Source organism: Halobellus sp. MBLA0158 (assembly GCF_041477585.1).
In the GTDB taxonomy this organism is placed as follows: Archaea; Halobacteriota; Halobacteria; order Halobacteriales; family Haloferacaceae; genus Haloquadratum; species Haloquadratum rubicundus.
On sequence record NZ_JBGNYA010000001.1, the window covers coordinates 279,995 to 301,170 of the forward strand.

The window sequence follows — 21,176 nt, forward strand, 5'->3', positions numbered from 1 at the left end:
AGCGGAGCGGCTACGCTCGCGCCCGCCGTCGGGCCGCGAGGAGCGCGACGCCGCCCAGATCGGTGAGGAGGAAGGCGACGGCGGCGCTCGGTGTCGGGCCGAGCCCGGCCGCCTCCGTCCCGACGAGGTAGCAGGCGACGAACGCCGTCGCCGCAACGGCGCAGGCGACGAGGATCCACGCGACCGCAGCGCCCGCCCGGTCGTAGGCGGGCCAGTACTCGTCGTAGGCGGTCGGGACGACGACGCCGAGCGTCACCAGGAGGAGGAAGCTCCCCGGACCGGAACCGAAGGCAGAGCGGAAAGCGTAGGCGGCCGGCAGCGCCGCGGCGACGCCCGCGAAGATGGTGAGCTGTCGTTGCGCGGTCGCCCATCGGTAGATCGCCGATCGGGAGTTCGTGGAGGGCATACGTCGAAGATCCGACGGCGGGAGAATAAAACCGAGGGCGCATAGCCGATGGAGACGGTAGCTACAAGCCGCGCCTCGACCACCGTGAGGTATGGACGAAGGCGAACGCGACGACGACGACGCCGAAACCGTCCGCTGCTGGCTCGTCGAACGGACCTACACGGACCGCGGACTCGTCGATATGGTGTACGCGACGCCCGACGGCGCCCGCGTCCGCCGGAAGCAGGTGTCGACGACGGTGATGCGACAGCGGGGGCAGGGAACGTCCGCGGCCGTCGAGGTCGACCGCGACGACCTCGAATCGGTGGACGACGACGAGACCCGCGAGCGCTACGCCGCGGAGGTCGAACGCGTGCGCGAGCAGTACGATCCCGACGACGAGATCTGACGCCGTGCGGCGCCGACGCCGCCGCCGGACCGATCTCAGAGCTGATTCTCTCACCAAACGCTTTATGAACGGACCAGACAACCCTCGGCTATGGCTGCTATCGAACTCGACGGGGTGACAAAGCGGTTCGAGGACGTCACCGCCGTCTCGGACCTCTCGTTGACCGTCGAGGAGGGGGAGGTCTTCGGCTTCCTCGGCCCGAACGGCGCCGGGAAGTCGACGACGATCAATCTCCTCCTCGATTTCGTTCGCCCGACGGCGGGGAAGGTGTCCGTCCTCGGACACGACGCCCGCGCCGAGAGCGTCGCCGTCCGGGAGCGGACCGGCGTCCTCCCGGAGGGCTTCGACGTGTACGACCGGCTGACCGGCCGCGCGCACGTCGAGTTCGCGATCGACTCCAAGGAGGCCGACGCCGACCCCGACGCCGTGCTGGAGCGCGTCGGCCTCGCCGACGCCGCCGACAGGCAGGCCGGCGGGTACTCGAAGGGGATGCGCCAGCGGCTCGCGCTCGCGATGGCGCTCGTCGGCGAGCCCGACCTCCTGATCCTCGACGAGCCCTCCTCGGGGCTCGACCCCGCGGGCGCCAAGGAGATGCGCGAGATCGTCCTCGAAGAGGCCGAGCGCGGCACGACCGTCTTCTTCTCCAGTCACATCCTCGAACAGGTCGAGGCGGTCTGCGACCGCGTCGGCATCCTCCGGGCGGGCGAACTCGTCGCGGTGGACTCGATCGACGGGCTGCGGGAGGCCTCCGACGCCGACGCGACGCTCCGGGTCGCCGTCGGCGAGCCCGTCGACGACGACGTCCTCGACGCGGTGCGGGCGCTCGACGGCGTCCGGCACGTCGAGCGCGACGGCGACGACGCCGTCCGCGTGGGCTGCGACAGCGACGCCAAGACCCGCGTCGTGAGCGAGATCGAAGACCACGGGGTGAGCGTGACCGACTTCACGACCGAGGAGGCGTCGCTCGAAGACCTGTTCCTCGCGTACACCGAGGGCGACAGGGAGGAGGCGGTCGAGGCGGACGTCGAGTCCGACGAAGCCTCCGATTCGACCGAAGCATCGTCGGCTGACGCCGAGGCCGACGATGCGGCCGCCGAAGGGGAAGCGGCCACCGGAGAGGAGGTCCAGCGATGAGCTGGCAGGCCGTCGCCCGCAAGGAGTTCCGCGACGCGATCCGCTCGCGGTGGCTCCACGGCTCGACGCTCTTCTTCGCGCTCTTCCTGGGCGGCGCCGCGGCGCTGTTCTTCGGCGTCCTGCTCGGTCCCGACAGCCGTCAGGTGTCGAACCTCTTCGGGTTCTTCGCCAGCCTCGGCGTCTTCAGCTTCTCGTTCCCCGGGCTGCTCGCGCTCGTGCTCGGGTTCATATCGCTGTCGACCTCGTACGGCTCGATCACCGAAGAGCGGGAGTCGGGCTCGGTGAAGCTGCTCCTCTCGCTGCCGAACTCCCGGCTCGACGTCGTCGTCGGGAAGTTCCTCGGCCGCTCGGCGGTGGTCGTCGCCGCGCTGCTCGTGGGCTTTTTCGCGGCGTTCGTCGTCCTGCTCGTGACCGGGACGCGCCTCGAACTCGGCTCGTTCGTGCCGCAGATCGCGCTCACCGCGCTCCTCGGCGCCGCGTTCGTCTCGGTCGGGCTGTGCCTCTCGGCTCTCGCGGACTCGAACCGCGAGGCGACGCTGGCGACGATGGGGCTGTACCTGGTGTTCGCGGTCCTCTGGGGCTCGATCTCGGAGGGGATCCCGAAGCTCCTGAACTACGCGGCCGAGCAGGTCGGGATGAACGTCGCCAACGTCACCCGGGCCCAGATCGGGGTCTTCCTGAAGTACCTGAATCCGCTGAAGACCTACGAGACGCTCGCGGCGCAGCTGTACTACGGTCCGGCGCAGGCGCGGCTCGTCAGTACGACCTTCGGCGAGCGCGCCGTGCTCGCGCCGATCCTTGAGGGGACGCTGCCCTTCTACTTCTCGGGGTGGTTCCTCTTTCTCGTCCTCGTCGCGTGGATCGTCCTGCCCGCGGCGGTCGGCTACTGGGCGTTCGAGCGCGCCGACCTCTGATTGCGGCTCACTCCTCTTCCGGCGGGTACTCGATCCCGCGTTCGGCCAGCAGCGTCGCGAACGCCTCCTCGTCGAGCGTCGGCACGTCGTTCGCCGCGGCGTCCTCGCGCTTCGTCTGCCCTGGGTTCTCGCCGACGACGAGGTAGTCCGTGTTGCCGGAGACGCTCCCGGTCGCGGTCGCGCCGTGGCGCTCCACGAGCGACTGGGCCGCGTCGCGCGTGACCGACAGCGACCCCGTGAAGACGAACGTCAGGCCGTCTAAGGCGTCGCTTCCTTCTTCCTCGACGGACTCGGGCTCGACGCCCAGTTCGCGGAGCTCCGCGACGGCCGCGCGGTTGCCCTCGTTCGCGAAGAACTCCGCGACGTGTTCGGCGACCGTCGGACCGACGTCGTCGACGGTCTCCAGTTCGTCCTCCGAGGCGTCCATCACCGCATCGAGGTCGCCGAACTGGCGGGCGAGGTTCCGGGCGGTGTGCTCGCCGACCTCGGGGATGCCGAGCGCGACGAGGAAGTCCGGGAGCGGCGGCGACGTCGTGGCCTCGATCGCGGAGACGAGGTTCCGGGCGCTCGTCTCGCCCCAGCCCGGCAGGTCGGCGACGTCGTCGGGATCGAGCCGGTAGAGGTCCGGAAGCGACGACAGCACGCCGGCGTCGACCAGCTGCTCGACGCGCTCCTCGCCGAGGCCGTCGATGTCGAGCGCCTGCCGACTCCCGTAGTGGACGATCGCCCGCACCAGCTGGGCGTCGCAGGTGAGCCCGCCGGTGCAGAACGCCAGCGGGCCGTCGCGCTCGACGGGGCTGTCGCAGACCGGGCAGGTCTCGGGGAAGTCGAAGGTGCCGTCGGCGCGCTTTTCGACGACCTCGGCGACTTCAGGGATGACGTCGCCCGCGCGGCGGACCCGGACCTCGTCGCCGACGTCGACGCCGAGCCGCTCGATCTCCTCGGGGTTGTGGAGCGAGGCGCGCGAGACGGTGACGCCGCCGACGTCGACCGGCTCCAGGAGGGCGACGGGCGTCAGCCGGCCGGTGCGGCCGACCTGGACGACGACGTCGGTGACGCGGGTGACCTCCGCGCGCGGCGGGAATTTGTAGGCGAAGGCCCAGCGCACCGACCGGCTCGTCGCGCCCAGTTCCTCGCGGGCGTCGCGGGCGTCGACCTTGATCACGGTGCCGTCGATCTCGTAGTCGAGGGCCTCGCGGGCGTCGAGCAGGTCGTCGCGGTAGTCGATCGCCCCCTCGATCGAGTCGACGACGTCGACGCGGTCGGTGACGTGGAGGCCCCACTCGCGGAGCCGGTCGAGCGTCTCTCGCTGGCTGTCGGGCACCCGGCTGGCGTCGAGGACGTCGTAAAAGAAGCAGTCCAGGGGCCGGTCGGCGACGACCGAGGGGTCGAGCTGGCGGAGCGTCCCCGCGGCGGCGTTCCGGGGGTTGGCGAAGGGATCCTCGCCGCGTTCGACGCGCTCGCGGTTGTGCTCGCGGAACGCCTCGCGCGGCATGAACACCTCGCCGCGCACCGCGAGCCGCTCGGGCGGGTCGCCGCCCAGTCGGAGCGGGACCGACCGGATCGTCCGGACCTGTTCGGTGACGTCGTCGCCGACTGCGCCGTCCCCGCGGGTCGCCGCGCGGACGTACTCGCCGTCCTCGTAGACGACCTCGACGGAGAGCCCGTCGAACTTCGGCTCGCAGACGTAGTCGACGTCGCCGACGTCCTCGCGGACGCGCCGGTCGAACTCACGAACCTCGTCGGCGTCGGTCGACTGCTCGATCGAGAGCATCGGCGCGACGTGTTCGACCGTGTCGAGTTCGTCGAGCGGTTCGCCGCCGACGCGCCGGGTGGGGCTCCCCTCGCGGTCGAGATCGAAGGCCTCCTCCAGGTCCTGAAGGCGCGCGAACAGGTCGTCGTAGGCGCGGTCCGAGATCAGCGGGTCGGCGCGGACGTAGTAGCGGTAGTCGTGCTCGCGGATCGCCTCGCGGAGCGTCTCGGCCTGCGCGGCGGCCTCGTCGCGGGAGAGATCCGCGACGGGCGCGAAGTCCGTGTCGGGGTCGCGGAGGTAGGGGTTGTCGGGGTCGGCGTACGCGAGGTCCGCGTCGTCTTCGGCTGTCGCTGCGGCGTCGGCCGACGCGTCGTCGCTCATTTGTCGGCCACTCGAACGGGGCGGAGTTAGGTGCTTCGTCGCGGGCCGCGGGCGAGCGCCGGCGGGCCGCCGCGGCCCGGAAACCAAACTCGGATTCGGGTGAACGAGGCGGTGAACGGCGACTGTGTCGGGGGAAACCCGTACCGCTTATCCCTGCGGACTGCAATCGCCGCGTATGGAAGAGGACTTCCTGCTCCTCAACCCCGGCCCGGTGCCCGTCACCGACGAGGTGGCGGCGGCGATGGACGAGCCGATGGTGTCCCACCGGTCCGCGGCGTTCGAGGCGGTCTACGAGCGAGCACAGGACGGTCTCGACTACATCTTCGAGGAGTCCACCCTGGAGGGAGTCTCCACCGCGACGACGGGCGGCGGGACGACGCTTCTCCTCAACGGGACGGCCACGATGGGAATGGAGGCCGCGGTCGCCAATCTGGTGGGCGACGGCGGCCACGTGGTCTCGCTCGTCAACGGGAAGTTCGGCCGCCGCTTCGCCCGCATCGCCGAGCGCTACGCCGACGTCACCCGCGTCGAGGTCCCGTGGGGCGAATCGATCCCCCTGGAGGACGTCCGCGCGGTCGTCACCGACGAGACCGACGTGGTGACGATGGTTCACAACGAGACCAGTACTGGCCTGCTGAATCCGGTCGAGGGCGTCGGCGAGATCGCCGAGGAGTACGACGCCCGCTTCGTCGTCGACGGCGTCACCTCGATCGGCGGCGACGTGTTCAAGATCGACGACTGGAACGTCGACATCGCCGTCACCGACGCGCAGAAGGCGCTCGCGGCCCCGCCGGGCATCAGCGCGATGTACGTGACAGAGGAGGTGAAAGACGATCTGGACGGCGAGGCCGCGCCGTTCTACGAGGACCTGGAGTGGCACCTTCGGAAATCCGAATCCCACCAGACGCCCTTCACGAGCGCGGTGCCGCTGTTCCGCGCGATGGCGGTCGCCGTCGAGGACATCGTCGAGGAGACGATGCCGACGCGGATCGCCCGACACCGCCGCCAGTCGGCCGCCTTCCGCGCCGGCTTCACCGCGATGGGGCTGGACCTCTTCGCGGACGCGACGGGCGCGACCGAGCTCTCGAACACCCTCACAGCGGTCTCGCTGCCCGAGGAGGTCTACGGCGACGACGCCGACGCCTTCTTCGACGGCGTCGACGCGCGAAACGTCAGCATCTCCGGCGGCCAGGCCCACCTCGGCGGGGCGATCTTCCGCGTGAGCAACATGGGCGGCCTCCCCGACGAGGCCATCCTCCGGGGCGTCCGGACCGTCGGCGAGGCGATGGCCGACGCGGGCGTGGACGTCGACGTCGACGCCGGTGTCGCGGCCGCGCGCGAGGAACTGGACCTGACCGAGGCCGCGTCCGCCGACGACTGAGCGCCGATCCGCCTCGACCCTCGACCTTCTCGTTCGACGTACTCCCGCCAGCCGTGCGACCGTCGGGTACCCCGTCGACTCGGCCGTAACCGACGGTTATAAGCCTCCGAACGAATATGCGTAATGTACATAGTATGGTCGATGGGTTCCACACCCGGAGTCTCCACGCCGGCCAAGAGCCGGACGAGACGACGGGCGCTCGCGCGCCGCCGATCTACCAGACGACCTCCTACGCCTTCGGGGACGCCGATCACGCGGCGGACCTCTACGCGCTGGAGGCCGACGGCGACGTCTACTCGCGGATCTCCAATCCCACGACTCGCATCCTCGAAGAGCGCCTCGCGGCGCTGGAGGGCGGCGTCGCCGCCGTCGCCACCGCCTCGGGGATGGCCGCGCTCGACTCCGCGACGAGCGTCCTCGCGAGCGCGGGCGACAACGTCGTCGCCTCCTCGGACATGTACGGCGGCACCGCGACCTACCTCACGAAGATGGCGACCCGCCGCGGCGTCGAGATCCGGGTCGTCGACACCCTCGACTACGACGCCTTTGCGGACCGGATCGACGAGGACACCGCCTTCGTCCACGTTGAGACGATCGCGAATCCATCGCTGAAGACGCCCGACTTCGAGCGCCTCGCCGACATCGCACACGCGAACGCGGCGCCCCTCGTCGTCGACAACACCTTCGCGACGCCGTACCTCTGTCGCCCGCTGGAACACGGCGCCGATATCGTCTGGGAGTCGACGACGAAGTGGATCCACGGGTCGGGAACCACAGTGGGGGGAATCCTCGTCGACGGCGGGACCTTCCCCTGGGAACACGCCGACTACGACGAACTCTCGGGCGAGAACCCCGCGTTCGGCATCGACTTCGTCGAGCGCTACGGCGAGGCCGCCTTCGCCAACGCGGTCCGCCAGCGTGCGCTCCGGACCCTCGGCAATCAGCAGTCGCCCTTCGACGCCTGGCAGACGATCCAGGGCCTGGAGACCCTGCCGCTCAGGATGCAGCGCCACTGCGAGAACGCCCGTGCGGTCGCGGAGTTCCTCCGGGACCACGAGGACGTCGCGTGGGTGTCGTATCCGGGCTTCGAGGAGCACCCGACCCACGCGAACGCGACGCGGTACCTCGGTTCGGACGAGGAGAGCAGAAGCGAGTACGGCGGGATGGTCACCTTCGGGCTCGCCGCGGGCTTCGAGGCGGCGAAGCGGACCTGCGAGGAGACCGACCTCGCCTCGTTCCTCGCGAACATCGGCGACGCGAAGACGCTCGTGATCCACCCCGCCTCGACGACCCACGCCCAGTTGAGCGAGGAGGAACAGCGCGCCGCAGGACTCAGCCCCGAGATGGTCCGCCTGTCGGTCGGCATCGAGGACGAGGCGGACGTCATCGCCGACCTGGACCGCGCGATCAGCGCGGCGACCCAAAGGGTTTCGGGCGGCGACGCGAAGGGGGGAGACAGCGAATGAAGACAGACAGCGGGACCGTCGACCTCGGGCGGTTCGACTTCGCCTCCGGCGACGAGATCGAGAACCTCGAAGTCGCCTACGAGACCTACGGGGAGTTCGACGGCGACAACGCGGTCCTGATCTGCCACGCCCTCACCGGCAGCCAGAACGTCGCGGGCTACGGCTCGGAGACGACCGGCCAGGCCCGCGCGTGGTGGAACGACATCGTCGGCCCCGGGAAGGCGATCGACACGAACGACTACTACGTCGTCTGCGCGAACGTCCCCGGGTCGTGTTACGGCACCACGGGGCCGGCATCCGAGGACCCCGAGGGCGAGGTCTACGGCACCGACTTCCCGCCCGTGACGGTCGCCGACTGGACGCGCTCCCAGCGCCTGCTGCTGGACGAACTCGGCGTCGGCCGCCTCCACGCGGTCGTCGGCGGCAGCGTCGGCGGGATGAACGCCCTCGACTGGGCGAAGCGCTACCCCGACGACGCCCGGTACGTCGTCTCGGTCGCGGCCGCGGCACGTCTCGACGCGCAGTGCCTCGCGCTCGACGCCATCGCGCGGCGGGCGATCACGACCGATCCGCACTGGAACGGCGGCGAGTACTACGACCGGGACGAGGCACCGACAGACGGCCTCGCGCTCGCCCGGCAGATCGGCCACGTGATGTACCTCTCGAAGGCGTCGATGGAGGGGAAGTTCGGCCGGCGCGCAGCGGGGCGAGACGCCCGCCGCGACTCCTTCCCCTCGGACCCCGCGGCGGCGTTCTTCCCGTACCGCGACGTGGAGTCGTACCTCGACTACCAGGCCGAGAAGTTCGTCGACCGCTTCGACGCCAACTCCTACCTCTATCTCACCCGCGCGATGGACGACTACGACCTCGCGGAGGGCTACGAGGACGACGCCCAGGCCGTCGCCGCCTTCGAGGGCGAGGCCCTGTTGCTCTCCTTTACGGGTGACTGGCACTTCACGACCGAGCAGTCGGAGACGCTCGCGGCGGCGTTCCGGGAGGCGGGCGCGCCGGTGGCTCACCACGTCATCGAGTCGGACCACGGCCACGACGCGTTCCTCGTCGAGCCCGAGAAGGTCGGGCCGCCGCTCCGGGACTTCCTCGATTCGGGCGTCGAGGGCCGCGCGGTCCACGACACCGACGCCGACGCCGATTCGGGGCCCGGCGGCGACTTCGCGCCCGTCCACGCGTCGCTGTTCAGTCAGTAGGCGCGGCGCAGTCGACGGGCTGTCGGAACCCGAACGCACTTTTCGGTCCGCGCCGTCCGGACGCCTGTGACTCCTGCCGAACTCCTCGCGCGGCTCGTCGGCCTCCTCGTCGCCGCCGCGGGCGCCGCCCTCGCGTACGGCGGCTTGCTCGTGCCGATCGCCGGCGCACCCGGCGTGGCCCCGCTCGCTCGCGGCGCGGTCGCGAACCTCGTCGTCGCCGGGGGACTCGCCGGCCTCGGCTTCCTCGCGGCGGGCCTCGCCGTCGTCGTCGACCGCGGGCGCCCGCTCGCGGTCTCCGTCGGCGGACTGGTCCTCGTCGCGGTCGTCGCGCTCCTCGCCGTCGGGACCGATTCGTCACAGACCGTCCTCGGCGTGGGCGTCGTCGCCGCGGCGACGCTCCTCGCGGGCGCCTCGATCGAGGGGAGCCCGGCGTGAGACCGTGACGCCGGATCCGCGGACGGCGTCGTAGATACCGGCGGAATTTGCTCACGTCACGTCGGTTAGGCCGCCGCTCCGAGAAGGGCAGCCTATGGCAGACGACGAAGAGCAGCCACTCGGGTTCGGGACGCGAAGCCTCCACGCGGGACAGGAGCCCGATCCGGCCACCGGCGCGCGGGCACAGCCGATCTACCAGACCACCTCGTACGTCTTCGACGACGCCGAGGACGCCGCGGGGCAGTTCGCCCTGGAGAAGGAGGGGTTCATCTACAGCCGGCTCATGAATCCGACGGTCGCGACGCTCCAGGAGCGCCTGGCGTCGCTCGAAGGGGGCATCGGCGCCGCGGCGACGGCCTCGGGGATGGCCTCGCTCGACCTGGCGACGTTCCTGCTCGCGAGCGCCGGCGACAACATCGTGACGGCGTCGTCGCTCTACGGGGGCACCTACACGTACTTCACCCACACCGTCGAGCGCCGCGGGATCACGACGCGCTTCGTCGACACCCTCGACTACGAGGCCTACGAGGAGGCGATAGACGAGGACACCGCCTACGTCCACCTGGAGACGATCGGCAACCCCGCGCTGGTCACGCCGGACATCGAGCGGATCGCCGACATCGCCCACGACAACGACGTCCCGCTGTTCGTCGACAACACCTTCGCGACGCCGTACCTCTGCCGGCCGATCGAGCACGGCGCCGACCTCGTGTGGAACTCCACGACGAAGTGGATCCACGGCGCCGGCACGACGATCGGCGGGGTCCTCGTCGACGGCGGGTCGTTCCCGTGGGCCGAACACGCCGAGAAGTACCCCGAGATCGGCGCCCCCAACCCCGCCTACCACGGCGTCAACTTCGCCGAGCGCTTCGGCGACGCGGCGTTCACCTACGCCGCCATCGCCCGCGGCCTGCGCGACCTCGGCAACGCCCAGTCGCCGTTCGACGCCTGGAACACCTTAGAGAAACTGGAGTCGCTGCCGATGCGGATGGAGCGCCACTGCGAGAACGCGATGGCCGTCGCGGAGTACCTGGAGGACCACGACGAGGTCTCCTGGATCAACTATCCCGGCCTGGAGAGCCACGAGACCCACGAGGAGGCCTCCGAATATCTGGAGGGCGGCTACGGCGGGATGATCACCTTCGGCCTGGAGGCCGGCTACGACGCCGCCCGCGACACCGTCGACAACGTCGAACTCGCCTCGCTCCTGGCGAACGTCGGCGACGCGAAGACGCTCGTGATCCACCCCGCCTCGACGACCCACCAGCAGCTCACAGAGGAGGAACAGCGCGCCGCGGGCGTGACGCCGGATATGGTCCGCCTGTCGGTCGGCATCGAGGACGTCGACGACATCATCGCCGACCTCGATCAGGCGATCGAGCGCGCGACGAACTGATCGGCGAGCCGGCTCGGGCGCGTGAGCGACGGGCGCGCCGGCCGTGCGATGGTGACGTTTTTCCTCCCCTGTCCTGAACGGGGAGTGTGGTCGAAGCACTCCTCATCGTCGGGCTCCTGGTCGCGATGTTCGTCGGGTTCAACATCGGCGGCTCATCGACGGGGGTCGCGTTCGGCCCCGCGGTCGGGAGCGGCCTCGTCTCGAAGCTCGGCGCGGCCGCGCTGATGACGGCGTTCGCGCTGCTCGGGGCGTGGACGGCGGGCCGCGAGGTCATCGAGACGATGGGCGGCCGGATCGTCCCCGAAAGCGAGTTCACGCTGGCCGCAAGCGTGGCCGTCCTCTTCTTCGTCGGCCTCGCGCTCTTGATCTCGAACACCTTCGGCGTCCCCGCCTCGACGTCGATGACGGCGGTCGGCGCCATCGCCGGACTCGGGGTCGCCTCGGGCACGCTCGACGAGGGCGTGATGCTCGAGATCATCTCCTGGTGGATCGTCGCGCCCGTGATCGCCTTCTGGATCTGCGCGGTGATCGGCCGGTACGTCTACCCCTACCTCGACGCCAAACTGAAGCTCGATCGCTCGCCGGGGGCGGTCCTCGAAGTCGACCGGAGCGGCGCGATCCCGCGGCCCCGGCTCGGGCCGAACACGACGCCACGCGAACTCGGCAGCGTCACTCTCGTGGTCGTGATCGCCTGCTACATGGCCTATTCGGCGGGCGCGTCGAACGCCGCCAACGCGGTCGCGCCGCTCGTCGGCAACGGCGCAGTGTCGATGAACAACGGGATCTTCCTGGCGGCGGGCGCGATCGGACTGGGCGCGTTCACCATCGCCCGGCGGACGCTCGACACCGTTGGCAACGACCTCACCGAACTGCCGATCCTCGCGGCGCTCGTCGTCGAGACGGTGTCGGCGTCGCTGATCGCGATGCTGTCGTACCTCGGCATCCCGGCGAGCCTCGCGGTGTCGGCGACGATGTGCATCGTCGGGCTCGGCTGGGGGCGGGCCACCCGCACGGTGACGCTCGGCGAGGCGCTCAGCGGCGACACGCCCGCGATGTCCGTCGACGCGCTGACGACCGAGACCGCCGACGAGGTGCCGCGGATGGGCGAGGAGTCGTCGGCGGACCTCGCCGGAACGGACCTGTTCGACCCGGGGACCACCGGCCGGGTCATCTTCTTTTGGCTCCTCACGCCGAGCCTCTCGGCCGCGGCGTCGTATGCGCTCTTTGCGACCGTGCCGCTGTAGCGTCCGGCGATCCGGTCGCTTCCCGGATCGGTTTCTCGATCGCCCAAAACCCCACGTTCGTTTCGCTGAAGCGGTAATACGGTCGAAGAGCAGTTCTGGATCGAACAGCAAAGTCTAATGGGGTGGCATACAAACCGGCTGGTGAGATGCCTACCGTAGAATACCTCAACTACGAAGTGCTGGACGATCAGGGCTGGGATATGGACGACGACGACCTCTTCGAGAAGGCGGCCGACGCCGACCTGGACGACGAGGACCACGGCACGCTCGAGGTCAATCAGGGCGAGTACATCCTGGAAGCCGCCGAGGCTCAGGGCTACGACTGGCCGTTCTCGTGCCGTGCAGGCGCCTGTGCGAACTGCGCGTCGATCCTCAAGGAGGGCGAGATCGATATGGACATGCAGCAGATCCTCTCCGACGAGGAGGTCTCCGAGAAGAACGTCCGCCTGACCTGCATCGGGTCGCCCGCGGCCGAGGAAGTCAAGATCGTCTACAACGCGAAGCACCTCGACTACCTCCAGAACCGCGTCATCTAAGCCGGATCCCGGGCGTCAGCCCGAGAGCGGACTCCGGAACCGACTCCGACCACCATTTTTCTGAGGCCGCCCCGACAGCCGCACGCCCGCGAACTGCCGGACGCCGTCGGCGGATCGAGCCCCGTGAGGGTATCGAACCAAAGGCCTAAGCCCGTCGGTGCCGAACGCGTAGGTATGAGTACGGACGCTACGGGCGGCGACGACGACCTGAAGGAGCGCGTCACGAACTTCCTGCGCCGGAACTTCCCGCAGATCCAGATGCACGGCGGTTCGGCCGCGATCCAGCACATCGACCGCGAGAAGGGCGAGGTCACGGTGATGCTCGGCGGCGCGTGTTCGGGCTGTGGCATCTCCCCGATGACGATCCAGGCGATCAAGAGCCGGATGGTCAAGGAGATCCCCGAGATCGAGACGGTCCACGCCGAGACCGGAATGGGCGGTGGCGGCCACGACGGCGGCGGGATGTCGCCGTCCTTCCCCGGCGAGACCGAGGGCGAAGAGCGCGACAGCGACGAAGGCCCGCAGGCCCCGTTCTAACGCTTCGCGTCGATTTGCGCCAGTCGGTGGTCAGCAATCAGCGATCAGATGCGGACTCGGACCGAATTCGATCGACTCCGACACCCCTGGCGACACCGGACCGGTGACTCTTTGACGCCGACGCTGTGAGAGGTGGGTATGAGTGCCGAATCGCCGGATAACGTCCTCTTCGTGGTGATGGACACGGTCCGGAAGGACCGCCTCACCCCCTACGGGTACGACCGGCCGACGACGCCGACGCTCGACGCCTTCGCCGAGGAGGCCACCGTCTTCGAGCAGGCCGTCGCGCCGGCGCCGTGGACGCTCCCGGTCCACGCGTCGCTCTTCACCGGAATGTACCCCTCCCAGCACGGCGCCGACCAGGAGAACCCCTACCTGGAGGGCGCGACCACGCTCGCGGAGACGCTCTCGGATGCGGGCTACGACACCGCCTGCTACTCCTCGAACGCCTGGATCACGCCGTACACCCACCTCACCGACGGCTTCGACGACCAGGACAACTTCTTCGAGGTGATGCCCGGCGACTTCCTCTCGGGCCCGCTCGCCCGCGCGTGGAAGACGATGAACGACAACGACGCGCTCCGGGCGATCGCGGACAAGCTCGTCAGCCTCGGCAACACCGCCCACGAGTACTTCGCCGGCGGCGAGGGCGCCGACTCGAAGACGCCCGCCCTCGTCGACCGGACGATGGAGTTCCTCGACGACAGCGACCGCGCGTTCGCGTTCATCAATCTGATGGACGCCCACCTGCCGTACCACCCGCCCGAGGAGTTCGCCCGGGAGTTCGCCCCCGGCGTCGACTCGACCGAGGTGTGTCAGAACTCCAAGGAGTACAACTCCGGCGCCCGCGACATCGGCGACGAGGAGTGGGAGGACATCCGGAGCCTCTACGACGCCGAGATCGCCCACATCGACGACCAACTGGGGCGGCTGTTCGACTGGCTGCGGTCGGAGGGCAAGTGGGACGAGACGATGGTCGTCGTCTGTGCCGACCACGGCGAACTTCACGGCGAACACGACCTCTACGGCCACGAGTTCTGCCTGTACGATCCGCTCGTGAACGTCCCGCTGCTTGTCAAACACCCCGAGCTGGAGGCGGAGCGCCGCGCCGACCAGGTCGAGCTCGTCGACCTGTACCACACCGTCCTCGACGCCCTCGACGTCGAGGGCGGAACGCCCGCCGCGGCGGGCGAGACGGCAGTCCCGCTCGACCGCACGCGTTCGCTCCTCTCCGAGTCGTATCGCGAGTTCGGCCGCGTCGACGACGACGCCCGCGACCCGGGACAGCGCGGCGACGGCGTGGACGCCTTCATCGAGTACTCTCGGCCCGTCGTCGAGCTCAAGCAGTTGGAGGAGAAGGCCGCCGACGCGGGGATCACGCTCCCCGAGGACTCCCGGTTCTACTCGCGGATGCGCGCCGCGCGCCGGACCGACGCGAAGTACGTCCGGATCGACCGGATCGACGACGAGGCCTACCGGCTCGATTCGGACCCCGGCGAGACGGACAACGTCGCGGGCGAGGGTGACCCGGAGGTCGAGGCGACCGAGGCGGCGCTCGCGGACTTCGAGTCGGCGGTCGGCGGCGCCTGGACCGACGCGCTCGACGACGACGTCACCGACGACACCGTCGAGGAGATGGACGACGAGGCCCAAGAGCGCCTGCGGGACCTCGGATACTTGGAGTGACGGTCACCGCGGCGCCGTGACGCTGTTGCGATCGCGACCGCGACCACCCCTCGGACTCAAGCGTCGGCGGTCTGGATCTCGAATCGGGCGCCGCCGCTGGCGCTCTCGCCGACGTCGAGGTCCCAGCCGTGGCCGGTGACGATCCGATCGACGATCGCGAGGCCGAACCCGCTTCCGTCCTTGCTCGTCGTGTACCCCCGATCGAAGACGTGTTCGCGGTGTTCCGGCGGGATGCCGGGACCGTCGTCTTCGATGAACACGCCGCCGCCGTCGAGCACGCCGGCGGTGATCGCCACGTCGCTGCCTCCGTGTTCGACCGCGTTCCGGACGAGGTTCTCGAACGCCTCGGTGAGGCGCGTCGGGTCGCATTCGAGCGAGACGCTGCCGGTGATTTCGAGCGAACTCCCGGTCGCCCGGACGTTGTCGTAGCTCTCTCGCATCAGCTCTTCGAACGCCGCCGGCTGTCGATCGCCGATCGTATCGCCCTCTTTCGCCAGCGCGAGGATCTCGTCGATGAGCGTGTCCATCCGAGTGATGGCGTCCAGCGCCGTGTCGAGCCGCTCGCTCTCCTGTTCCTTGGCCGCGAGTCGGATGTTCCCGTTCGCGATATTCAGGGGGTTTCGGAGGTCGTGGGCGACCGTCGACGCGAACTCTTCGAGCTGCTCGATCGTCTCCAGTAGGTCCTGTTGGTACACCTTTCGATCGGAGATATCGCGGGTCAGCCCGACGAGCGAGACGACGGTGCCGTCGTCGTCGAGGACGGGCTTACACCGGGATTCGACCCACAGCTGGACCGCCTCGGACTTGTCGACCCGGTACTCGACGAGCTGGGGCTCGCCCTCGGAGGCGCGACGCATCGCCTGTTCGACGCGCGCCCTGTCGCCGTCGTGGATGCGTTCGAGGAACGACGTGGGGTCGGCGCGGAGCTCCGAGGTCGGCTGGCCGAACAGCGGTTCGTGTCTGTCGTTGATAAACCGCAGCTCCGACCAGTCCGGCGCGAACACCCACAGCACCTGGTCTGTGACCGAGACGATCTCGCGCAGCCGATCGTTCGTCCGCTCGATCTCCTGTTGGCTCCGCCGGTGCTCGACGTACGTGACGATCTTCTGGACGAGCAGCGGCGCCTGATTCTCGACTGTCTCTTGGATCACGTAGTCGGTGACGCCCGCCTCGATGGCCCGACTCGCGACCGTCTCGTCGCCGGTGTTCGTAAACAGCAGGAAGGGGACGTCGGGGTCGACTTCTCGGACCCGCCTGAGGAACTCGACGCCGGTCTGCGCCGGCATATGATAATCGCAGAGAATGCAGTCGATGTCGGCGTCGGCGTCGCTCCGGCCGTCGGCGAAGATCTCCCACCCGCGGTCGGGGGTCGCGGCCGTCCGGACGTGCAGGCGATCGCTCTCGTCGGTCAGCTGCGTGCGCAGGAGCTCCAACTGCGGCTCGTCGTCGTTGACGTAGAGAACCTCGATATCCGGTTCGCTGGTCATTGCCGGAAACAACCCCCGATCCGGCATAATACTTCACGTCCGAGCTTCAATTCGGAGAATCACGCGTCGATCCCGTCGGATCGCAGCCTCGAATCACATAAAGTCCGCGATGCCGGACTGTTTGTTCTTGTCGTTCTCGAAGACGGACTCGAGGGACCGCTCCAGGACTTCGAGCCGCTGTTTCGTGTACTCGCGGCAGCCGAACTCCTCGGCGACGTGGATGGCGGTGTCTATGTACTTGTTGACGGACCCGCGGTGGACCGTCAGATTCACCCGGCCGCCGCACTCCCGGCACTCGCCGGTGAGCGGCATTCGCCGGTACTTCTCGCCGCAGTCGAGACACCGGGTCTCCTGGCGGGAGAAGGCGCGGAGGTTCCCGATCAGGTCCGGGAGGAAGTGGTACTCGATGACGCGCTCTGCGACGTCGGTCTCGTTGACGGCCCGCAGTTTGCGCGAGAGTTCGAGCTGGGCGTCCATCTTGTCCATCATCGACCCGAGCGTCTTGTACGCCGAGAGGTCCGGGCCGAGGGCGATGTCGGAGGTGTCGTGGGTGTGGTCGAAGCCGCGGTACTCGTCGTCGGTGCCGAGGGTGTCCTCGCCGAGTTTTATGGCGTCCTCGACGGCGCCGGGGTCGGCCATCTCGCGGGTGGCCTCGTAGAATTCGAGGGGGTACTGCCGGACGATGTCCATGTTGTGCGCCTCGTCGTCGATCTCGCTGGGGTCGATCCGCGAGGACATCACCAGGGGCGCGTCCATCTGACCGCCGCGCTTGTCGGGGAGGTAGGACTTCGAGAAGTTCAGGAGGCCGTCCATCAGCAGCATCACGCAATCTTCGTCTCCGTCGCATTGACCGGCATATAATCTATTTGTCAATAGTGTGTGCGTATCCTGGACGGTGAGACAATAGGTATGATCAATATCGCTTTCGACGTACTCAATCGTCACAATCGTATCCGAACTCCGTCCGCCGTCGGCGTGCGCTTGCTCCAGCGCGTCAGTGGCCGTGATGTCATCGATCGGTGGATCTCCCGGAACAGCGAGATTGTCACCAGCGTCCATCTCCGTCACCTCGACCTTCTCAATCCCTCTGTTCCACCGACAGAGCCGATGATCCGGAGTGACGGTGATCTCCCGCCCGCTCCGCGTCTCCACGCGTACGAGATGCTCCGGCGCGATGTGTTTCGAGACCGCTTCGACCGGTTTCAGGACCTCCTCGCCGTCTTCGGTTATCGACGGGACGTACACGTCGCCGTCGAGTTCCTGGACGAGCGTTCCGAAGTCGTCCTCGTCGGGGTCGTCGAGTCGCGGCTCTACGAGATCGCGAATCGGCTCGTGGTGCCACTCGTCGGCCTCGTCTCGGTACCACACCTTCGTCTCGGGGTGGAAACAGTTCCGACGCTTGGCGGCGTGAAAGTACGGATGCGCGTATCCGACGGCCGCGGAGGTGAAGCCGACGACGCGGCCGACAACGGCAGCAGAAGTGTGCGGCGCCATCCCGAAGACGAGTTCGCCGACGAGGTCCTCGCGCTCGTCGACCTCGTAGAACGGCGGCAGGTCGTAGAAGTTTTCCAGGAGGTCGTCGACGAAGTCGGCGGTCTTGAGCATATGCTCTGCCGCGCCGTCCGAGAGGACGATGTCCTGGACTTTGAGTTCGACCAGCTGGTCGTCGAACTCCAGAGGCTCGCCGTCGATGTCGGTCTCGTAACCGAGCTCGCGGAAGTCCTCGGCCGTGACGTCCAGTTCCGAGGGCCGGACCGCCGTGACCGGCAGGTCCGTCATATCGTAGCGGACCGTCCCGTCCTTGAACGAGGTGACGCCGTTCTTCGCCCGGAGGACGCCCTTGGCCATCGGCTCGGGCGTCTTGTCCGCCGAGGTGAGTCCCTGGACGCCCTTCAGGATGTCGTAGGCGGACTCGCGCTCGCCCACCTGTTCGAGCGCGTCGCGGTACTCCTCGCCGACGTCGACCGAGAACCACTCGGCGCTCGTGACCTCGCGCTCGCACCCGTCGCAGTAGACGCGGCCGGACTCGTCGGGCTCGACGACGCGGCCGCACTCCTCGCACTCGTAGTGGGGCTCGGTGTGGGCGTCGCACTCCGGACAGCGGGTCCGGAAGGTGTGGGCGTCGCACTCCGGGCAGAGCCGGTCGCCCACGCGGACGTCGACGACGCCGCGGCGCCCCTGGTCGTCCCTGAACCGCGCGGCCTCGCCGACATCGCGCTGGCTGCCGCCGGCGTCGCCGATCGGAAAGAGCGTGTGGACCGCCGGCGAGAGGTCGCGGGACTCGGACTTCTCGGGCCGGCCCATCCGGTTGCCGATGCGGGTCGGCGCGCGCTCCCGGACCTCGAACGGGGCGACCTCGTTGACGGCTTCGAGCGCGCTCTCGCCGTCGTCCCACTCGTGAGCGCGCGCGGAGAGGTCCTCGGGCGTCCAGTCGCGGTCGAGCGTTCCCCCCTCGACGTCGAAGCCGAGCGAGCGGACCAAGAGTCGCCACTCCGGCACCGCGATCGTCTCCTCGCGTCGGGTGTGTTCGACGAGCAGGTGCTCCAGGGCGCTCGCGACCCGCTCGGAGAGCGGGAGGACGAGCGCGTCGGCGTCGCGTCCCCGGTCGCCCTCTGCGCCGGCGCGGTCGGCCTCGGAGCCGTCACCGGGCGCGCGATCTACGACGCCGCCGTCGGCCTCGGCGGCGACGACCCGGCCGGCGTCGACTGCGTCCGCGAGCGCCGCGAAGTCGTCGACCGAGACGTCGTGCCAGAGGTAGGTGTAGTCCGGATGGAGCGGGCAGTCGTAGTCGGTCGCCCACGCGACCGCCTCCGCGGGCGTCGGGTGTTCTAAGTCGACGCCGGGGTCGTCCGCGAGCGCCTGGACCGGGGCGCCGGCGTCTTCGAACTCCTGGACCCACCACTCGTAGACGTAGGAGGCGGGCGCGAGCGGGTGATTGTTCTCGACGAACTCGCCGTAGTTGACCAGGTACTCGCCGAGGTCGATGATCTTCTCGACGCCGTTTCTGATTTCCAGCGCCTCCGCGGGGTCGTCGATCTGCCGGACGTCGCCGTTCGCCAGTCTGACGGTCGGCCCCTCGATGGAGTCGACGGGGATGACGCCCGCGGCCTTGCCCGGCCGCTCGGTCTTGATCTGCGTGCCGGTCGCGAGGAAATCGTCGACGAGGTGCATCGTCGCCGGGTGGACGCCCGCGGTCGCGAAGCCGTGGTTGCGGGCGCGGCCGTAGCGGAGGCGGAAGCCGCCCGCGGCGCTCGGGTGGCCGAAGACCGGCCGGCCGGCGATCAGGTCCCGGAGGTACTTCTCGGAGGGGTCGAGCCGCGGCGGGCCCGCGGGGCGGTCGTCCTCCGAGTCGGGGGCGTCGCCGTCGCGCTCGGATCCCTCCTCGGTCTCGTCGCCGTCGCCGTCGCTCTCTGCCGAGTCGTCGGCCTCCTCATCTCCGCCTCCGTCTTTCGCATCGGCGTCGGCGCCGCCGTCATCCTTTCCGATCGTTCCGTCGATGAGGTCCTGAAGCCACGGCCAGTCGACCTCGTCGAGGCCGCGGGTGTACCGCTGGATCTTCGGGGCCTTCAGCGCGATCCCCTCCGCGAGGACGAGACACATCCCCCCGCGCGGGGAGTTGGTGTCGACGCGTTCGAGGTCCCGGAAGCCCGAGACCTCCTCGTCGCCGGTGGCCTCGCCGTCCAGCATAATCGGCATGTGCTCGGCGATGAACTTCGTCTCCTTGTCCTTCGGCGAGTACTGGAGCCCCGTCTCCTTGTCGTAGAGGCCCACCTCCTCGGCGTAGCGCTCGATCTCCGCCGAGCGGGCCTTGTACTCGTCGATGTCGAGCAGCGAGCGGGCGTAGTCGGCGACGAGGACGGAGAGCGCCTGGGCGGTCCCGCCCGCAGAGCGGATCGGCCCGGCGTAGTAGACGTTGACGAACTCCGTGCCGTCGTCGTTCTCCAAGATCTCGACGCGGTCGATCCCCTCGATGGGCGCGGCGACGACGCCCTCGGTGAGGAGCGCCACGGCGGTCCGGACCGCGCCCTCGACCTTGCCGGCCCGGCCCTCGTAGTCGCCGACGGTGCCCTCGACGAAGTCGGTGACCAGTTCGAGGGCGGCCTCCTCGCGGGACATCTGGCCTTCGAGCTCGCGGACGCGCTCGGCGACGCCGTCGATCCCGAGGATGTTCTCCACGCGGTCGGCCATGTCCTTCGCGACCGGGATCTCGACCTCGGGCTCGGGGTCGCGGCCCTGCGCCTTCGCGCGCTCGGCGCGGTCGAACGCCTCGTCGAGGCGGGATTCGATCCGCTCGAAGTACCGCTCGTCCTCGGGCCGCATTACAGCCAGAGGTCCAGATCGGTCGGTTCGTGGTGCTCGCGGACGAGCGGTTCGTCGAACGCGCGGAGGTGGACCTCGCCGGCGAACACCGTCGCGGCGTTGAGGTGGCCCGCGAGCGCCTGGCCGCTCTCGCGGGAGAGCACGGCGTGGGTGTGCGCGAAGGTCTCGCCGTCGAGGTCGGCGACGTTGCCGACGCAGGCCGCGACTTCCAGGGGCTCGTCGAAGGTCACAGACCGGTACTCCTTGTCGTCCTGGTCGTAGAACCACACCTCGGCGTCCTGGACGGCGCCCATCGCCTGGAACCACGCGGCGTCGATGTCTTCGAGGTCGGCGAACTCCTCGATCTCCGTCCGCCAGTCGGCCCCCGTTTCGAGTCGCAGGAGGAACTCCCGAGTCGACTCGACTTCGCGATACTGCATACCCGTTCCGTGGAGAGACGCGGACAAAAATCTACGTGTCTGCGCGTCGCGGGGGGGTCCGCGACCGCGGCGCGGACCCGAAAGCGTA

The 21,176-nt window shown here is 69.1% G+C and carries 17 protein-coding genes; 12 read left to right on the forward strand and 5 right to left on the reverse strand.

The annotated features are described in order from the left end of the window. Positions 1-10: 10 nt before the first annotated feature. Entirely contained in the window at positions 11-406 is a 396-nt protein-coding gene (locus OS889_RS01390; protein ID WP_372386692.1) for a DUF7987 family protein, read from the reverse strand. 91 nt (positions 407-497) lie between these two features. On the opposite strand from OS889_RS01390, the gene OS889_RS01395 reads away from it, so the two are divergent. From OS889_RS01395 to OS889_RS01405, 3 genes are all read left to right on the forward strand, one after another. Further along, entirely contained in the window at positions 498-794 is a 297-nt protein-coding gene (locus OS889_RS01395; protein WP_372386693.1) for a DUF7967 family protein, read from the forward strand. A gap of 90 nt (positions 795-884) precedes the next feature. After that, on the forward strand, positions 885-1,928 hold the full coding sequence (locus OS889_RS01400) for an ABC transporter ATP-binding protein (RefSeq protein WP_372386694.1): 1,044 nt from the start codon (positions 885-887) through the stop codon (positions 1,926-1,928). After that, positions 1,925-2,842: an ABC transporter permease gene (locus OS889_RS01405; protein ID WP_372386695.1), complete on the forward strand. Its 918-nt coding sequence runs from the start codon at positions 1,925-1,927 to the stop codon at positions 2,840-2,842. The genes OS889_RS01400 and OS889_RS01405 overlap by 4 nt, the downstream gene beginning before the upstream one ends. 7 nt (positions 2,843-2,849) lie before the next feature. Here the strand turns inward: OS889_RS01405 and ligA are convergent, their stop codons facing one another. Further along, a complete protein-coding gene (gene ligA, locus OS889_RS01410; protein ID WP_372386696.1) occupies positions 2,850-4,976 on the reverse strand; it encodes an NAD-dependent DNA ligase LigA in 2,127 nt (708 codons plus the stop codon). Positions 4,977-5,151: 175 nt separating this feature from the next. Here ligA and OS889_RS01415 point away from each other — a divergent pair, with 175 nt between their 5' ends. The 9 genes from OS889_RS01415 to OS889_RS01455 all read left to right on the forward strand — a co-directional run bounded on the left by OS889_RS01415 (position 5,152) and on the right by OS889_RS01455 (position 14,862). Further along, positions 5,152-6,357, forward strand: coding sequence for a pyridoxal-phosphate-dependent aminotransferase family protein (locus tag OS889_RS01415; protein ID WP_372386697.1), 1,206 nt, complete (start codon positions 5,152-5,154; stop codon positions 6,355-6,357). Positions 6,358-6,491: 134 nt separating this feature from the next. Next, a complete protein-coding gene (locus tag OS889_RS01420; protein ID WP_372386698.1) occupies positions 6,492-7,823 on the forward strand; it encodes an O-acetylhomoserine aminocarboxypropyltransferase/cysteine synthase family protein in 1,332 nt (443 codons plus the stop codon). Next, on the forward strand, positions 7,820-9,028 hold the full coding sequence (gene metX / locus OS889_RS01425; RefSeq protein ID WP_372386699.1) for a homoserine O-acetyltransferase MetX: 1,209 nt from the start codon (positions 7,820-7,822) through the stop codon (positions 9,026-9,028). The genes OS889_RS01420 and metX overlap by 4 nt, the downstream gene beginning before the upstream one ends. A 66-nt stretch (positions 9,029-9,094) precedes the next feature. Then, entirely contained in the window at positions 9,095-9,463 is a 369-nt protein-coding gene (locus OS889_RS01430) for a hypothetical protein (RefSeq protein WP_372386700.1), read from the forward strand. A 94-nt stretch (positions 9,464-9,557) separates the two neighbouring features. Then, complete coding sequence (locus tag OS889_RS01435; RefSeq protein WP_372386701.1) at positions 9,558-10,859, forward strand: O-acetylhomoserine aminocarboxypropyltransferase/cysteine synthase family protein; 1,302 nt, start codon at positions 9,558-9,560, stop codon at positions 10,857-10,859. A gap of 86 nt (positions 10,860-10,945) precedes the next feature. Continuing rightward, complete coding sequence (locus OS889_RS01440; protein WP_372386702.1) at positions 10,946-12,103, forward strand: inorganic phosphate transporter; 1,158 nt, start codon at positions 10,946-10,948, stop codon at positions 12,101-12,103. 146 nt (positions 12,104-12,249) lie between these two features. Then, positions 12,250-12,639: a ferredoxin Fer gene (gene fer, locus OS889_RS01445; protein WP_372386703.1), complete on the forward strand. Its 390-nt coding sequence runs from the start codon at positions 12,250-12,252 to the stop codon at positions 12,637-12,639. A 174-nt stretch (positions 12,640-12,813) separates the two neighbouring features. Then, positions 12,814-13,176: a NifU family protein gene (locus OS889_RS01450; RefSeq protein ID WP_372386704.1), complete on the forward strand. Its 363-nt coding sequence runs from the start codon at positions 12,814-12,816 to the stop codon at positions 13,174-13,176. Between the two features lie 138 nt (positions 13,177-13,314). After that, complete coding sequence (locus OS889_RS01455) at positions 13,315-14,862, forward strand: sulfatase (RefSeq protein ID WP_372386705.1); 1,548 nt, start codon at positions 13,315-13,317, stop codon at positions 14,860-14,862. A gap of 56 nt (positions 14,863-14,918) precedes the next feature. Here OS889_RS01455 and OS889_RS01460 read toward each other — a convergent pair whose 3' ends face one another. From OS889_RS01460 to OS889_RS01470, 3 genes are all read right to left on the reverse strand, one after another. Beyond that, on the reverse strand, positions 14,919-16,349 hold the full coding sequence (locus tag OS889_RS01460) for an ATP-binding protein (RefSeq protein ID WP_372386706.1): 1,431 nt from the start codon (positions 16,347-16,349) through the stop codon (positions 14,919-14,921). A gap of 93 nt (positions 16,350-16,442) precedes the next feature. Next, complete coding sequence (locus OS889_RS01465) at positions 16,443-20,669, reverse strand: DNA-directed DNA polymerase II large subunit (protein WP_372386707.1); 4,227 nt, start codon at positions 20,667-20,669, stop codon at positions 16,443-16,445. Further along, the gene (locus OS889_RS01470) at positions 20,669-21,088 is read right to left on the reverse strand and encodes a PPC domain-containing DNA-binding protein (RefSeq protein WP_372386708.1); all 420 of its coding nucleotides are present in this window, start codon (positions 21,086-21,088) and stop codon (positions 20,669-20,671) included. The genes OS889_RS01465 and OS889_RS01470 overlap by 1 nt, the downstream gene beginning before the upstream one ends. Between the last annotated feature and the right edge of the window lie 88 nt (positions 21,089-21,176).

Coding starts and splice junctions, on each gene's coding strand:
- OS889_RS01390 (WP_372386692.1), bottom strand. CDS start 406: ATGCCCTCCACGAACTCCCGATCGGCGATCTACCGATGGGCGACCGCG.
- OS889_RS01395 (WP_372386693.1), top strand. CDS start 498: ATGGACGAAGGCGAACGCGACGACGACGACGCCGAAACCGTCCGCTGC.
- OS889_RS01400 (WP_372386694.1), top strand. CDS start 885: ATGGCTGCTATCGAACTCGACGGGGTGACAAAGCGGTTCGAGGACGTC.
- OS889_RS01405 (WP_372386695.1), top strand. CDS start 1,925: ATGAGCTGGCAGGCCGTCGCCCGCAAGGAGTTCCGCGACGCGATCCGC.
- ligA (WP_372386696.1), bottom strand. CDS start 4,976: ATGAGCGACGACGCGTCGGCCGACGCCGCAGCGACAGCCGAAGACGAC.
- OS889_RS01415 (WP_372386697.1), top strand. CDS start 5,152: ATGGAAGAGGACTTCCTGCTCCTCAACCCCGGCCCGGTGCCCGTCACC.
- OS889_RS01420 (WP_372386698.1), top strand. CDS start 6,492: ATGGTCGATGGGTTCCACACCCGGAGTCTCCACGCCGGCCAAGAGCCG.
- metX (WP_372386699.1), top strand. CDS start 7,820: ATGAAGACAGACAGCGGGACCGTCGACCTCGGGCGGTTCGACTTCGCC.
- OS889_RS01435 (WP_372386701.1), top strand. CDS start 9,558: ATGGCAGACGACGAAGAGCAGCCACTCGGGTTCGGGACGCGAAGCCTC.
- fer (WP_372386703.1), top strand. CDS start 12,250: ATGCCTACCGTAGAATACCTCAACTACGAAGTGCTGGACGATCAGGGC.
- OS889_RS01450 (WP_372386704.1), top strand. CDS start 12,814: ATGAGTACGGACGCTACGGGCGGCGACGACGACCTGAAGGAGCGCGTC.
- OS889_RS01455 (WP_372386705.1), top strand. CDS start 13,315: ATGAGTGCCGAATCGCCGGATAACGTCCTCTTCGTGGTGATGGACACG.
- OS889_RS01460 (WP_372386706.1), bottom strand. CDS start 16,349: ATGACCAGCGAACCGGATATCGAGGTTCTCTACGTCAACGACGACGAG.
- OS889_RS01465 (WP_372386707.1), bottom strand. CDS start 20,669: ATGCGGCCCGAGGACGAGCGGTACTTCGAGCGGATCGAATCCCGCCTC.
- OS889_RS01470 (WP_372386708.1), bottom strand. CDS start 21,088: ATGCAGTATCGCGAAGTCGAGTCGACTCGGGAGTTCCTCCTGCGACTC.